The 13,726-nt window shown below is 67.1% G+C and carries 14 protein-coding genes; 6 read left to right on the top strand and 8 right to left on the bottom strand.

Translation table 11 applies throughout. The annotated features are described in order from the left end of the window. Positions 1 to 101: 101 nt before the first annotated feature. The 5 genes from ACZ1J6_RS09495 (at position 102) to ACZ1J6_RS09475 (ending at position 3,636) form a co-directional block, all read left to right on the top strand. On the top strand, positions 102 to 1,325 hold the full coding sequence (locus tag ACZ1J6_RS09495; protein WP_431567985.1) for a BtaA family protein: 1,224 nt from the start codon (positions 102 to 104) through the stop codon (positions 1,323 to 1,325). A gap of 10 nt (positions 1,326 to 1,335) precedes the next feature. Beyond that, the gene (locus tag ACZ1J6_RS09490; RefSeq protein ID WP_132262181.1) at positions 1,336 to 1,980 is read left to right on the top strand and encodes a class I SAM-dependent methyltransferase; all 645 of its coding nucleotides are present in this window, start codon (positions 1,336 to 1,338) and stop codon (positions 1,978 to 1,980) included. Between the two features lie 16 nt (positions 1,981 to 1,996). Then, entirely contained in the window at positions 1,997 to 2,974 is a 978-nt protein-coding gene (locus tag ACZ1J6_RS09485; protein WP_431567984.1) for a threonine ammonia-lyase, read from the top strand. 126 nt (positions 2,975 to 3,100) lie between these two features. Next, a complete protein-coding gene (locus tag ACZ1J6_RS09480) occupies positions 3,101 to 3,331 on the top strand; it encodes a hypothetical protein (RefSeq protein WP_431567983.1) in 231 nt (76 codons plus the stop codon). Between the two features lie 41 nt (positions 3,332 to 3,372). Further along, on the top strand, positions 3,373 to 3,636 hold the full coding sequence (locus ACZ1J6_RS09475) for a hypothetical protein (protein WP_134092689.1): 264 nt from the start codon (positions 3,373 to 3,375) through the stop codon (positions 3,634 to 3,636). Between the two features lie 54 nt (positions 3,637 to 3,690). On the opposite strand, the gene ACZ1J6_RS09470 is transcribed toward ACZ1J6_RS09475, so the two are convergent. From ACZ1J6_RS09470 to ACZ1J6_RS09435, 8 genes are all read right to left on the bottom strand, one after another. After that, complete coding sequence (locus ACZ1J6_RS09470) at positions 3,691 to 4,953, bottom strand: class I SAM-dependent RNA methyltransferase (RefSeq protein WP_431567982.1); 1,263 nt, start codon at positions 4,951 to 4,953, stop codon at positions 3,691 to 3,693. Then, positions 4,950 to 6,368: an NAD(P)H-hydrate epimerase gene (locus ACZ1J6_RS09465; RefSeq protein ID WP_431567981.1), complete on the bottom strand. Its 1,419-nt coding sequence runs from the start codon at positions 6,366 to 6,368 to the stop codon at positions 4,950 to 4,952. The genes ACZ1J6_RS09470 and ACZ1J6_RS09465 overlap by 4 nt, the downstream gene beginning before the upstream one ends. After that, on the bottom strand, positions 6,340 to 6,714 hold the full coding sequence (locus ACZ1J6_RS09460) for a hypothetical protein (RefSeq protein WP_243654038.1): 375 nt from the start codon (positions 6,712 to 6,714) through the stop codon (positions 6,340 to 6,342). The genes ACZ1J6_RS09465 and ACZ1J6_RS09460 overlap by 29 nt, the downstream gene beginning before the upstream one ends. 113 nt (positions 6,715 to 6,827) lie before the next feature. After that, positions 6,828 to 8,684 carry a dihydroxy-acid dehydratase gene (gene ilvD / locus ACZ1J6_RS09455; protein WP_132262170.1) on the bottom strand — a complete coding sequence of 619 codons (1,857 nt, stop codon included), beginning with the start codon at positions 8,682 to 8,684 and terminating at the stop codon, positions 6,828 to 6,830. 137 nt (positions 8,685 to 8,821) lie between these two features. Further along, positions 8,822 to 9,388 carry a DUF805 domain-containing protein gene (locus ACZ1J6_RS09450; RefSeq protein ID WP_132262169.1) on the bottom strand — a complete coding sequence of 189 codons (567 nt, stop codon included), beginning with the start codon at positions 9,386 to 9,388 and terminating at the stop codon, positions 8,822 to 8,824. Positions 9,389 to 9,451: 63 nt separating this feature from the next. Beyond that, positions 9,452 to 10,204 carry an N-formylglutamate amidohydrolase gene (locus ACZ1J6_RS09445; protein WP_431567980.1) on the bottom strand — a complete coding sequence of 251 codons (753 nt, stop codon included), beginning with the start codon at positions 10,202 to 10,204 and terminating at the stop codon, positions 9,452 to 9,454. After that, a complete protein-coding gene (locus tag ACZ1J6_RS09440; protein ID WP_465128062.1) occupies positions 10,201 to 11,034 on the bottom strand; it encodes a 4-(cytidine 5'-diphospho)-2-C-methyl-D-erythritol kinase in 834 nt (277 codons plus the stop codon). The genes ACZ1J6_RS09445 and ACZ1J6_RS09440 overlap by 4 nt, the downstream gene beginning before the upstream one ends. A gap of 138 nt (positions 11,035 to 11,172) precedes the next feature. Then, a complete protein-coding gene (locus tag ACZ1J6_RS09435; RefSeq protein ID WP_465128061.1) occupies positions 11,173 to 12,822 on the bottom strand; it encodes an electron transfer flavoprotein-ubiquinone oxidoreductase in 1,650 nt (549 codons plus the stop codon). Positions 12,823 to 12,914: 92 nt separating this feature from the next. Here ACZ1J6_RS09435 and ACZ1J6_RS09430 point away from each other — a divergent pair, with 92 nt between their 5' ends. After that, positions 12,915 to 13,715, top strand: coding sequence for a uracil-DNA glycosylase family protein (locus tag ACZ1J6_RS09430; protein ID WP_134092684.1), 801 nt, complete (start codon positions 12,915 to 12,917; stop codon positions 13,713 to 13,715). The last annotated feature ends 11 nt before the right edge of the window (positions 13,716 to 13,726 follow it).

Raw genomic sequence — 13,726 nt, 5'->3', positions numbered from 1 at the left:
AAAAGACTGTCATAATCCGCCATCGTCCCGTCATCGCGCGGTCACGCCGCGGAGGCATTGGAGCCGCACAAGCTTCTTACGGCCCGGGGGTCCGCCGAACGATGTCCAATGCCCATCCCGCATCCAACCTCATCGAAGGCGCCGTTGTCCGCCAGGAAACCAGGCGCGGTGCGCGCCTGCTCGACAAGGCCTTCGCGCTCGCCTTCAAGGGCCTGGTCTACGCGCAGATCTGGGAAGACCCGGTCGCCGACATGGAAGCCCTGCAGATCGGGCCGGATAGCCGGGTCATCACGATCTCCAGCGGCAGCTGCAACGCACTGTCCTATCTCACGGCAGACCCGGCCGCGATCACCAGCGTGGACCTCAACACCGCGCACATCGCGCTCGGCCGCCTCAAGATCGCTGCGATCCGCAACCTAACGGACTATGCGGACTTGCGCCGCTTCATCGGCGAGGCCGACCATCCCGGCAATTTCGCGACTTATCGCGAGCGTCTTGCGCCCCATCTCGACGAGGCCACCCGCCGCTACTGGGAAGGCCGCGACCTGGTGGGCCGCCGGCGCATCAAGGGCTTTACGCGCGGCATCTACAAGCAGGGCCTACTCGGCCACTTCATCGGCGCCGCCCACGTCCTTGCCAAGCTCTACAAGATCGACCCGAGCGAGATCCTCGGCGCGGAAACGCTGGAGGAACAGCGCCGGGTGTTCGACGAACGCTTCGCGCCGATTTTCGAACGCAAGCTCGTGCGCTGGCTGACCGACCAGCCCGCCTCGCTCTTCGGCCTCGGCATTCCCCCTGCGCAATACGACGCGCTGGCCGGCGGCAACCGCATGGCCGACGTGCTGCGCGCGCGGCTGGAGAAGCTGGCCTGCCACTTCCCGCTCGACGACAACTACTTCGCCTGGCAAGCCTTCGGCCGCGGCTATGGCCGTGAGGCCAAGGCGCCGCTGCCCCCCTATCTGCAGGAAGCCAATGTCGAGCTGGTACGCGAACGGCTGGGCCGGCTCACCTTGCGCCACGCAAACTTCACCCAGGTGCTGAAGGAAAGCGCCGAAGCCTCGCTCGACCGCTATATCCTGCTCGACGCGCAGGACTGGATGAGCGACGCGCAGCTGACCGAACTCTGGAGCGAAATCACCCGCACCGCCCGCCCCGGCTCGCGCGTGCTGTTCCGCACGGCCGCGGAGCCGACGCTCCTGCCGGGCCGAGTGCCCGAGGAAATCCTATCGCGCTGGGACTATCGCGAGGAGGAATCGCGGGCGGCAACCCAGGCGGATCGCTCGTCGATCTATGGCGGCGTCCACCTCTACGTGCTGCGCGGCTGAGCGCCGGACGATGACCGGAACCGCCGTTTCGCAGGATCATGCGGCCCTGATGGACAAAGTCTATCGCGGCCAGCGCCACATCTACGACTTCACGCGCAAATACTACCTGTTCGGCCGGGATCGCCTGATCCGCGAACTCGATGCGCGGCCCGGAATGGCCGTGCTCGAAGTGGGTTGCGGCACGGGCCGCAATCTCGAACTGATCGCAGCGGCATGGCCGGACGTGCAGTGCCACGGCTTCGACATCTCCAGCGAGATGCTGAAAAGCGCGAGCGCCCGGCTCGGCCCGCAGGCGCAGCTGGCGCTGGGCGATGCAACGCGGTTCGATTCGCAGGCCCTCTTCGGCCGAACCGGCTTCGACCGGGTCGTGCTCTCCTACACCCTCTCGATGATCCCCGGCTGGCAGGCGGCGCTGACGCAGGCCGCCGCAGCGCTGGCGCCCGGCGGTGTCCTCCATGCGGTCGATTTCGGCGATCTTTCCGGCCTGCCCTCTCCCTTGCGCGCGGCGCTCAGGGCCTGGCTGGGGAAATTCCACGTATCCCCGCGCCTGGACCTGCCGATGGTCGCTGCGCGCCTCGCGGGGGAGCATGGCCTGCGGATCGAGGTCCAGCGCGGACCGCTTGGCTATTATCAGATGGTGCGCCTGATCCGCTGAGGCTATGCCCCCGGGCATGACGCACTCGCCCGACTATCGCCCCACTGCCGCAGGCGTGGCCCTGGCTGCCCGCAAAGTCGCGGAAATCCTGCCGCGCACGCCCCTGCTTCCGCTAGAGTTCGAGGGCCGCACCATCTGGTGCAAGGCCGAGAGCCTCCAACCCGTAGGCGCCTTCAAGATCCGCGGCGCCTGGCACCGGCTCACCGCATTGAGCGAAACGGAGCGGGCGCGCGGCGTCGTCGGCGTCTCCAGCGGCAACCATGCGCAAGGCGTGGCCTGGGCCGCGCGCCGCCTGGGCATTGCCGCTGCCATCGTCATGCCCATCGACGCGCCCGCCGTGAAGCTGGACAACACCCGCGCCCTGGGCGCCGAAGTAATCCTCTACGATCGCCCCGGCGGCGAGGACCGCGATGCGGTGGCCGGTCGGATCTGCGCCGCCCGCGGCGCCACGCTCGTCCATGCTTTCGGCGACCCCTGGGTGATCGAGGGACAGGGCAGCACCGGCACTGAAATCGCCGCGCAAATGGCGGAACTGGGCCTTGAAGCCCCCGATCAGGTGGTGGCGCCCTGCGGCGGCGGTGGCCTCACGGCCGGCCTCGCCCTCGCCTTGCCGGACGCCCGGATCGTCCCGGTCGAGCCGGAAGGCTGGGACGATGTCTGCCGCAGTCTGGCGGCAGGAGAGATCCAGCGCGTGGCCGCCGATGCCCCTCCCACCGCCTGCGACGCTCTGCAGACGCCGGCGACATGGCCCGTCAATTTCGAGATCATGAAAGCCCGCTGTCCCTTCGGCCTCGTGGCGACACCGGCAGAAATCCGCGCTGCCCAGCGCCTGGCCTTCGCCAAACTGCGTCTCGTGATCGAACCGGGCGGCGCCGCGGCGCTGGCGGCCGTGCTGGCAGGCAAAGTCGACCTGACCGATCGCACCGCCGTGATCCTCTCGGGCGGCAATACCGATGCCGAAGCCTTCGCACGCGTCCTTCGGGAAGACGCCTGAACCCAGCGCTCCGCTTTTGGCGAAATCCCGTTTCGAGATGCTTTCATCTGAACGTATTTTCTGGACGAGGCCCCTGCTCCGTATTATTCTTGCCTCAAAGGGATAACTTTGGGTTGGGAGACGGGCGTGAGCACACGCAGCGAGTCATATTCGGTCGTCTCCATCCGCTGGGGTTTCGCAACTCTGGAAACGCTTCTGGTGCTGGTCACGCTGGCTGCGCTCACCAATAATCTGCTGGACGCGGACTGGGGCCTTAGCTGGTCGACTTTCTTCGTGGGCATGATCGGCAGCACCTGGGCTCTGGTGATCTACCAGCTCGTCGCAGCCCAGATGGCCGAAAAGGACGGCGATTCCTGACGGGTCTTCGCGATCCGATCTTCCGGTGCTAGGGCCGGGGCATGGATTTCGACGATCAGCTCCGCCGCTATTTCGGCACCGACGACCTTTCGACCATCGCACCCACCACGCTGGAAACCGGCATCGATCGCATGCGCGTCGATCTGGGCATGGAGAAGGACCGGAGCCGCCGGTTCGCGCTGTGGTCCCTGCTCTATCTGTTCAACGCCTCGCCGGACCTCGACGTCGCTTTCGACAATGATGAGGACCGCAACGCCGCGCGGGATTTCATGGACATGATGGCGAAAGCGCAACAGGCTGACTGATCCGGCGCCGCCGGTTCAGTCAGCACACATCCGCGCTTCAGGTAACCCGCAGCTTCAGGCGCGCTCGAAATAGCTCGCGAGTTCGACGTGGGTGGACCAGCGGAACTGGCCCACGGGGCGCAGTTCCACCAATCTGAAGCCCGCCTCGATCAGCCGCGCGGCATCGCGCGACCAGCTCGACGGATTGCACGAGATATAGACGACGCGGTTCACCGTGGACCCGGCGATGCACTCCACCTGCTCGCGCGCGCCGGCGCGCGGCGGGTCGAGCAGCACGGCCTCGAACTTGCTCAGTTCGTCGGGCTGGAGCGGGTTGCGGAACAAGTCGCGGTGCGCGCTGAACACCGGCAGTTGGGCGCTGTCCGCGGCGGACTTGCAGGCCAGATGCGCATCGCGCGCGGCTTCGGCTGCCAGCACTTTGGTCTGCGGTCCGGCCAATGCCAGCGCGAAAGTGCCAAGCCCGGAAAAGAGATCGGCAACCGTCGCCGCGCCCTGAAGCCAGCCACGCGCCGCTTCGACCAGCGCTTCCTCGCCGTCCACCGTCGCCTGCAGGAACGAGCCCGGCGGAAACGGCACATGCACGCCGCCGAGTTTCACGGTGACCGGCACCGGCTCCCACACGGTTTCGAAGCCGTAGCCGCCGTCCATGGTAAGGCGCGCGAGGCCATGTTCGCGCGAGAAGTCGAGCATCGCTTCGGTCGCGGCCAACCCCTCGGCAGTGAGTCCCTTCACGCCAAGGTCCACGCCCTGGTCAGTCAGGGTCATCTCGATATCGGCGGCCATGCGCGCCTGCTGGTGCCGGGCCGACTTTCCGGGCTTGCCGCCCTTCTTCGCCGGTGCCGCCTTGCCCATCATGATGAGCAGCTTGCGCAGCGGACCGAGCACCGCAAAAAGCTCCGGCGCCATGACCGGGCACTCGTCGAGCTCTACCAGCCGGTGGGACTTTGCCTCGCGGAAGCCGATGACGATGCGCCCGCCCGAGCTTTCGGCGCGCAGCGACACGCGGCGGCGCGCGCCCGGCGGGGACAAGTACGGAGCGGAGATCGTCTCCGCGCCCAGTTCCTGCGAGGCCGAGGCATTGGCGACGCGCCCTTCGACGAAGGCGGCCAGGCTTTCCTCGTCCAGCTGCTGGAGCTGGCAGCCGCCGCAGCGGCCGAAATGGGTGCACGCGGCCTGGATATGGTGCGGCCCCCATTCCAGGGTGCCGTCTTCGCGCAGCAGGTCGCCCGGCGCGGCGCCCCAGGCGAAGCGCCCGCTCGCGGTTACGCCGTCGCCCTTGGAGGCGATTCTCAGGATTTCTTCGGTTTCGGTAGTCACAGGCAGGCCGCTAGCGCAGCCGGGACCATTTGTCCAAGCTGACCGGCAGTAAAGGCAGGCGGACACCGCCGCGCGGCCTCTCCGTGGAGCCAGACGCCCTCGCAAGCGGCGGCAAAGCCATCCGCTCCGGCGGCGAGGCGGCTGGCGATGCAGCCGGCCAGCACATCGCCGGTTCCGGCCGTGGAGAGCCACGACGTCGCGCGGGGGGCGCAGGCCAGTCGGCCATCGGGCGCGGCGATCACCGTATCCGGCCCCTTGGCGACGACGATCAGCCCTGCCGCTTCCGCCAGCGCCAGCGCCCGGCGCGGCTTGCTGCCCGTGCCGTCGAGACCGAAAGCACGTTCGAGCGCCAGCAGTTCACCCTCGTGCGGCGTCGCCACGGTCGCCGCCTTGCGCTCGGCCAGATGGCGCGGGCCCAGCAGCACCAGTGCATCGGCATCCACCAGGGCCGCAGCCGAATCGGCCAGGGCGATCGCCAGTCGCTCGCGCGCGGCAGTGTCGCGGCCGAGGCCCGGTCCCACGAGAATGGCCGTGTTGCGATCATCGGCCAGTACGTCGATCAACTTGCCCTGGTCGACCACGAGGTCCGCGGGAACATTGCGCTTGCTGTTTGCGAACAGCTTCACATAGCCCGCTCCTGCTCCCTGCGCGGCCAGGCTCGCCAGTACCGCCGCGCCGGGCATTGCGCCGCCGACCACGGCCAGCAAGCCGCGCCGATATTTGTGCGCGTCAGGCCCGGGCGCCGAAATCCGCGGCTTGCTCACGGCCGTTGCCGCGCCCGACACCGGTTCCACACCGATCGGCACCAGGCGCAAAGCCCCCATTCTGGCGGTCGCCGGCATCAGGAAATGGGCGAACTTCCATGCCCCAAGCGCCAGGGTGAGGTCATAGCGCGGCAGCACTTCGTTCAGCACCATGCCGGTATCGGATTGTACGCCGCTGGGCAGATCGACGGCGATCCGGTGGTGATGCGCCTCGGCCAGACGGTTCAGCAGCGTGAATTGTTCCGCCGAGAGCGGCCGCGTCAGCCCGCTACCGTAGAGGCAGTCGACGAAGACATCGCCTTCGGCTGCGCCCGCCTGTCCGGCGTCCAGCACCCGGCCCTGATAGAGCGCGCGCGCATGCCGCGCGGCATCGGACTTCGGCTCGCCCGCGGCCACCACGGCGACCTGGCCCCCGCGCTCGCGGATGGCCTCGGCCATGACATATCCGTCGCCGCCGTTGTTCCCCGGGCCGCACAGCACCGTGACCCGCCGCCCGGCGCATATCCGCCAGATCCACTCGGCCGCGCCGCGCCCCGCCAGTTGCATCAGCGCATCGACGGAAGAACCCGCCGCCATCAGCGCCTCCTCCGCGCCGCGCATCTGCGACACGGTGAGGATCTGGCTATCGTGCGGGCTTGGACTCTGCGGCATGGGGCTTCCTCGTGACCGGAAACAGGTAACGGTCCGCCCCGAGGCTGACGTCGAGCCGATCACCGTCCAGCCTTGTTACCGCCACTTGCGCCCCATCGGCAACCGCCAGCCCGCTGCCGTCGGTCATGACCGTGAAGCGCCGGAACCCGCCGTCCGGATGATGGACCACCAGCACCAACCGGTCCTGCTCGCGCACGCGCTCTACCGCGCAGACCGGTTTAAGTTCCGCCGAACCGGCGACGGCGCAGGGAATGCGCTCTCCGCCTTCGGCCTGCTCCGGCACCTCATGCCCGGCAGAGCATGCCGCAAGAGCAAGGGAAAGCGGCAGGACGGTGAGGAATTTCATGGCCATGCGCCTTGCTACAGGCGCGAGCAGCGCGGCGCCAACGCCATGTGCAAGGCAGACCAAAATGGGACACCGCCTCCCCGGATCGCATCCGGGGAGGCGGCATGCATGCCTTAGCGACGCTTGAGCTGGGTCACGTCGCGCACCGCGCCCTTGGCGGCGCTGGTGGTCATCGCGGCATAGGCCTGGAGCGCGGCCGAAACCTTGCGCGGGCGCGGATGCACCGGCGACCAGGCATCGGCCCCGCGTGCTTCCTGCTGGGCGCGGCGATGGGCCAGAATCTCGTCCGAAACCATCAGGTTGATGGTGCGGCCGGGGATGTCGATCTCGATCGTGTCGCCGTTCTCGACCAGCCCGATAGCCCCGCCCTCGGCGGCTTCCGGCGAAGCATGTCCGATCGACAGGCCCGAGGTGCCGCCCGAGAAACGGCCGTCAGTCAGCAGCGCGCAGGCTTTGCCCAGGCCCTTCGACTTCAGGTAGCTGGTGGGATAGAGCATTTCCTGCATGCCCGGCCCGCCGCGCGGCCCTTCGTAGCGGATGACGACCACGTCGCCCGCGCCGACTTGCGCGCCAAGGATGCCCGCGACCGCCGCATCCTGCGATTCGTAGACGCGCGCGGTGCCGGTGAACTTCAGGATGCTGTCATCCACGCCCGCCGTCTTCACGATGCAGCCGTCCTGCGCGATATTGCCGTAGAGCACCGCAAGACCGCCGTCCTGGCTGAACGCGTGCTCCTTGCTGCGGATCACGCCGTTCTCGCGGTCGAGATCGAGTTCTTCCCAGCGGCGGCTCTGGCTGAACGCGGTCTGCGTCGGCACGCCGCCCGGCGCCGCCTTGAAGAATTCCTGCACCGAAGGCGCATTGGTGCGCGAGATGTCCCAGTGGTTCAGCGCATCGCCCAGGGTGCGCGCATGAACGGTCGGCAGGTCGGTGTGCAGCAGGCCCGCGCGGTCAAGCTGACCGAGGATCGCCATGATGCCGCCGGCGCGGTGGACGTCTTCCATGTGGACGTCGTTCTTCGCCGGCGCGACCTTGGACAGGCACGGCACCTTGCGGCTGAGGCGGTCGATGTCCTCCATCGTGAAGTCCACGCCCGCCTCCACGGCGGCGGCGAGCAGGTGGAGCACGGTGTTGGTCGATCCGCCCATGGCGATGTCCAGGCTCATGGCGTTCTCGAACGCGCCGAAGCTGGCGATATTGCGCGGCAGGGCGGTCTCGTCGTCCTGCTCGTAATAGCGGCGGCACAAGTCCACGGCGAGGCGACCGGCCTCCAGGAACAGGCGCTGGCGATCGGAGTGGGTGGCCAGGGTGGAGCCATTGCCCGGCAGCGAGAGACCCAGCGCTTCGGTCAGGCAGTTCATCGAATTGGCGGTGAACATGCCCGAGCACGAACCGCAGGTCGGGCACGCCGAACGCTCGATCGCCTGGACTTCCTCGTCGGTATAGCTCTCGTCGGCGGCGGCGACCATGGCGTCGACCAGGTCGAGCGCCTGCTCCTTGCCGCGCAGCACGACCTTGCCCGCTTCCATCGGTCCGCCGGAAACGAAGACCACCGGAATGTTGATGCGCAGCGCCGCCATCAGCATGCCCGGCGTGATCTTGTCGCAGTTGGAGATGCAGACCATGGCGTCCGCGCAGTGGGCGTTGACCATGTATTCCACGCTGTCGGCGATCAGGTCGCGGCTGGGCAGCGAATAGAGCATGCCGTCGTGGCCCATGGCGATGCCGTCATCCACCGCGATGGTGTTGAATTCCTTGGCGACGCCGCCGGCCGCCTCGATCTCGCGCGCGACCATCTGGCCCAGGTCCTTCAGGTGGACGTGGCCGGGCACGAACTGCGTGAACGAGTTCACCACCGCGATGATCGGCTTGCCGAAGTCCCCATCCTTCATCCCCGTCGCGCGCCAGAGGCCACGCGCGCCCGCCATGTTGCGGCCGTGAGTGGAAGTGCGTGAACGATAGGCGGGCATTGTGCGAACTCCGGGATTTTTCATGGGCACGGCGCGGGACAGCTACCGTCTCGACCGCGCCCCTACGACAAGTGCCTGGCTTTTGCGAGGCATAAAATTTCCAAAAACGCGCTTTTCGCTTTTCGGATCGTGCGGAACTAGCCTCGGGGCTCCGGGCCGAAACGGTTTTCACCGGGCTTGCCGGACCGGGCGAGCAGCAGGATTAGCGCGCCAAGGGCTGCAAGATAGCAGAGATTGTTGAGGAACAGCAGTCCGAACAGCCGGGTGTCGAACACCGGATCGGCAAAGAGCACGGGCATCCTGGAGAAACCGAAAAACAGGAACGGCAAGGGCAGCAGCGCCCAGGCGCCCGAACGCCCCGTGTCATGCAGGCGGCGCACCGCAGCGGCGGCGATCAGCACGATCAACACGGCCATCGTACCCTCCAGCGCCAGCACGAACGGGCCCATGTCCGGCATCAGTTCCGGATGATGGCCTTCTATGCTGATCTCATAATGGCCCGGCCCCGAAGTGATCGTCGCCTGATCGGGATGCTCCAGCGCGAACTTGCGCATCTTCGCCATGGACGCGAGCACTTGCGGCGTCATCGCGGCAACGCCGCCGAGCAGGACCAGCCCGACCACCACGGCCGCCCATGGCCAGAATGCCGCGCGGGTTTCACGACCGGAGAATTTCGCCAGTCGTACAAGGTGATAGCCGATCATGTTGCCCCCGGATCAATCTCCGGCAGCCTATCCGCGCCGCGCCTTCGCGACAACCCGGACGAATCAGCGAAGCCCGTCGGCGACCGCGCTGCAGATACGGGTCATCCGTTCCGCCCAGACCGCCTGTCCTGCCGCATCGGCGATCTGGTCCTGCCGGATCTCGATGGAGAGGTAGGGGCGGCCATGCCTTTCGGCGTGACGGTTCATCGAGGCGTTGAGCACTCGGCCCGAGTAAGGCTCCTGGTCGCCCACTGTCAGGCCTTCGGCTTCCAGCAGCGGAATGGCGAGACGGGCGGCGCGATCGTCCTCGTTGTAGAGAATGCCGATTTCCCAAGGGCGCGGCTTGTCGCAAGTCGCCAGGCCGGGAGTGAAGCTGTGAAGCGAGACGATCAAGGCGGGAGCGGCTTGCTCCAGCGCCTGTTCGAGCGCCGTGTGATAGGGATCGAAATAGGCCGCGACGCGCGCTGCCCGGCCTTCATCGCCGATCATGTTGCCGGGGATCGCATAGCCGTCCGAAACCTCGGGAAACATGCCGGGCATGCCGATATCGCGGTTGAGGTCGCAGACCAGGCGGCTGATCCCGGCGAGCCAGCCCCACACGCCCGGAGCCACCATGCGCTGCGCCACCCCCGCCACGCCGATGTCGATGGCGATGTGCTGGTTCATCAACTCGGCGGGAATACCTAGGTCGATCCCCTCCGGCACATGGTTCGAAGCATGATCCGCCACGACGAGAATGCCGCCCGCGGCCGGCGTGCCGAGCACCCGGTAGACTTTACCCGCCGCTTCGGGGTCTGAAATATCGGAAGTTTTCAACGCAGCTTCCCGGATAATTGCCACCAATCGGCATGGTCTGCCGCGATCCTTGCCGCGGCCTGGCTTAAGGCTTCCTGACTCTCGTAGAGGGCGAAGCACGTCGCGCCGGAGCCGGACATGCGCGCCAGGAACGGCGCGGTGTCCCGCAAGGCCGCGAGCACTTCGGCTATCACCGGGCATAGGGCGATCGCCGGGTCTTCCAGGTCGTTACGACCGGCCAGGGCGATCTGCCGCAAGGTTCCGCTCGGCATCGGCCCGCGGTCGCGCTGGTCCCAGGCCTTGAACACCGGCCCGGTCGGCACGGGCGCGCGCGGGTTGACCAGAAGGACAGAGCAGCCTTCGAGGTCGTTCTCCGCCACTTCGGCAAGATCGGTGCCCGTGCCGGTGCCGATGCAGGGCCGCGACAGCACGCAGGCGGGCACGTCCGCGCCCAGTCTTGCCGCCCGCGCATGCCAGTCCTCGGGCAGGCCATGGGCACGCTCGACCATGCGGAACACCGCGCCGGCATCGGCCGATCCGCCGCCCAGCCCCGCCGCAACCGGCAAGCGCTTTTCGAGATCGACCGCCCAGCCCTGCTTCCCCTCGCCATGCGGCAGCGCCAGCAGCGCCTTGGCGACGATATTGCCGAAAGGATCGTCGATCTTCCCGGCAAATTCGCCGTGCGTGGTCAGCCGGTCCGCCTCTGCTGGAGTCGCAGCCAAGGCGTCCCCCGCATCGACGAACGCGAACAGGGTTTCCAGCTCGTGATAGCCGTCCTCGCGTCGCCTGCGGACATGAAGCGCGAGGTTGATCTTGGCGTAGGCGATTTCGGTCAGCATCGCACCGTCCATGCCGCGCCGCGCGCGGAGAGGCAAGTTGAGCTTCGCCGGCCCGGTACTCCGCCGCTATTCGTCCGTACGCACTTAGAGACTGCTTCCGTCACCCGACCGGCAACGAAAAAGGGGAAGGCCTGGCCCTCCCCTTCTCGATCACATATTCGGATAGTTCGGGCCGCCGCCGCCTTCCGGCGTCACCCATTCGATGTTCTGGGTGGGGTCCTTGATGTCGCAGGTCTTGCAGTGGACGCAGTTCTGCGCGTTGATCTGGAGCTTGGCGCCCGCACCGTCCGGATCGACGAATTCGTAGACTCCGGCCGGGCAATAGCGCGCTTCCGGCCCGGCATAGAGCGGTAGGTTGATCGCGGTCGGGACGCTGGCATCCTTGAGCTTCAGGTGGACCGGCTGGTCTTCCTCGTGATTGGTGAACGAGTAGGACACGCTGGTCAGGCGGTCGAAGCTGATGACACCGTCGGGCTTGGGATAGGCGATCGGCTGGTAGAGATCGGCGCGCTGGAGCGTCGAGGCGTCGGTGTGATGCTTCATCGGCTTGGCCAGGCCGAAGCCGAACAGCGTGCGCAGCCACATGTCCGCGCCGGCCAGCACCGTGCCGATTTCCCCGCCCCACTTGGCGACCATCGGCTCGGCATTCTGGACGAGCTTCAGTTCCTTGGCGATCCAGCTTTCGCGCACCGCCGTATCGTATTCGCCCAGCGTGTCCTGCGCGCGGCCCGCGTTGATCGCCGCGGCCATCGCCTCGGCCGCCAGCATGCCGCTCTTCATCGCGGTATGCGTGCCCTTGATGCGCGGCACGTTGACGAAACCGGCCGAGCAACCCGCCAGCACGCCGCCCGGGAAGGCCAGCATCGGCACCGACTGCCAGCCGCCCTCGTTGATCGCGCGCGCGCCGTAGGCAACGCGCTTGCCGCCTTCCAGGATCGCGCGGATTTCCGGGTGCTGCTTCCAGCGCTGGAATTCCTCGAACGGGTAGACGTAGGGATTCTTGTAATCGAGCGCGGTCACGAAGCCGAGCGCCACCTGGTTGTTGGCCTGGTGGTAGAGGAACCCGCCGCCCCAAGAATCGGTCTCGCTCATCGGCCAGCCCTGGGTGTGGATGACTCGGCCGGGAACGTGCTTGTCGGCCGGAATGTCCCAGAGTTCCTTGATGCCGATGCCGTAGATCTGCGGCTGGCAATCCGCTTCAAGGTCGTACCTGGCCTTGAGCCGCTTGGTCAGGTGGCCGCGCGCGCCTTCGCAGAACACGGTGTACTTGCCCAGCAGGTTCATGCCCGGCTGGAAGTCGGCCTTGGGATTGCCCTCGCGGTCGACGCCCATGTCGCCGGTCTGCACGCCGATCACGGCGCCGCTCTCGTCATAGAGGATCTCGGCGGCCGGGAAGCCCGGGAAGATCTCGATCTCCAGCGCCTCGGCCTGTTCGGCCAGCCAGCGGCAGAGATTGCCCAGCGAGCCGGTGTAATTGCCCTCGTTCGACATGAACGGCGGCATGACCAGGTGCGGCAGACCGAACTTCTTCTTCTTCGTGAGATGCCAGTGCCAGTTGTCGGTCACCGGCGTTTCCGCCAGCGGGCAGCCGTCCTCGCGCCAGGTGGGCAGCAGTTCGTCGAGCGCCCTGGGATCGATCGTCGCGCCCGAAAGAATGTGCGCGCCGATCTCCGAGCCCTTCTCCAGCACGCAGACCGACAGCGCCGGATCGACCTGCTTCAGCCGGATCGCCGTGGCAAGGCCGGCAGGCCCACCGCCGACGATGACGACGTCATACGGCATCTCTTCGCGTTCAATCATTGCGTCCACTGAGCCTGCCCCTAATTTAGTCGCTCGATTAATTTTCTCGAAATGCCTTGATTGGTGGAAGCCAAGAGGTCAAGACCCAGCCGATGGATCAGGCCTCAAATCGGCAATTTCTGGACGATATCACAGGTGCGCTGGACTGGTGGCGCGAGGCCGGGGTCGATTTCGACTTCCTGGACACGCCGCGCCAGTGGATCGTGCCCGAGGAAGAACGCGACGAAAACGGCGGCCGGATTCCCCCGCGGCGGCGCCCCCCGGTGCAAGTCGACGCGCCGCCGGCCCTGCCTTCGCGGATCGATCCGGCGCTGCTGCCGGCCGACCTTCCGGCCTTCCGCGACTGGTGGATGCGCGAATCGCTGCTGGACGACGGCGGATCCGCCGGGCGCATCCTGCCCTCGGGGCAAAGCGGCGCGCCGCTCATGATCGTCGTCGAGACTCCCGAGCCGCAGGACCGCGAAACGCTGCTGACCGGCCCCCAGGGCAAGCTGCTGGACGCGATGCTGGCCGCCTTCGGCACCCGGCGCGAGGAAGTTTACCTCGCCAGCGCCCTGCCCCGCCACGACGCCCTGCCCGACTGGCGCGCCGCGGAGACTCGCGGCCTTGGCGATGCGCTGGCGCGGCACGTTAACCTTGTGGCCCCGCAGCGACTCATGGTGCTGGGCGGAAACGTCCTGTCGCTCATTGGCCACGAATCGCCGCAACGCGCTGCCGTTTTAAGACAATTTCATCATGAAGGATGTGTTATACCGCTTCTGGCCGGGTGGGGGCTCGCCGCGCTGATGCAACAACCGCGCGCGAAGGCGAGCTTCTGGAGCGCCTGGCTAGAGTGGTCAAAGTCTGAAACTGACAAGTCGGTATCAACCGCGCCGGAGGATCAGAAGTCCTGAAAGGACCGATT

It is taken from the genome of Novosphingobium sp. BL-S-21 (assembly GCF_055521655.1).
This window is presented reverse-complemented; position numbering and strand designations above follow the sequence as displayed.

What these genes read in the sequence shown, in the direction of transcription:
- ACZ1J6_RS09495 (WP_431567985.1), top strand. Translation starts at nt 102, where the DNA reads ATGTCCAATGCCCATCCCGCATCCAACCTCATCGAAGGCGCCGTTGTC.
- ACZ1J6_RS09490 (WP_132262181.1), top strand. Translation starts at nt 1,336, where the DNA reads ATGACCGGAACCGCCGTTTCGCAGGATCATGCGGCCCTGATGGACAAA.
- ACZ1J6_RS09485 (WP_431567984.1), top strand. Translation starts at nt 1,997, where the DNA reads ATGACGCACTCGCCCGACTATCGCCCCACTGCCGCAGGCGTGGCCCTG.
- ACZ1J6_RS09475 (WP_134092689.1), top strand. Translation starts at nt 3,373, where the DNA reads ATGGATTTCGACGATCAGCTCCGCCGCTATTTCGGCACCGACGACCTT.
- ACZ1J6_RS09465 (WP_431567981.1), bottom strand. Translation starts at nt 6,368, where the DNA reads ATGCCGCAGAGTCCAAGCCCGCACGATAGCCAGATCCTCACCGTGTCG.
- ACZ1J6_RS09460 (WP_243654038.1), bottom strand. Translation starts at nt 6,714, where the DNA reads ATGAAATTCCTCACCGTCCTGCCGCTTTCCCTTGCTCTTGCGGCATGC.
- ilvD (WP_132262170.1), bottom strand. Translation starts at nt 8,684, where the DNA reads ATGCCCGCCTATCGTTCACGCACTTCCACTCACGGCCGCAACATGGCG.
- ACZ1J6_RS09450 (WP_132262169.1), bottom strand. Translation starts at nt 9,388, where the DNA reads ATGATCGGCTATCACCTTGTACGACTGGCGAAATTCTCCGGTCGTGAA.
- ACZ1J6_RS09440 (WP_465128062.1), bottom strand. Translation starts at nt 11,034, where the DNA reads ATGGACGGTGCGATGCTGACCGAAATCGCCTACGCCAAGATCAACCTC.
- ACZ1J6_RS09435 (WP_465128061.1), bottom strand. Translation starts at nt 12,822, where the DNA reads ATGATTGAACGCGAAGAGATGCCGTATGACGTCGTCATCGTCGGCGGT.
- ACZ1J6_RS09430 (WP_134092684.1), top strand. Translation starts at nt 12,915, where the DNA reads ATGGATCAGGCCTCAAATCGGCAATTTCTGGACGATATCACAGGTGCG.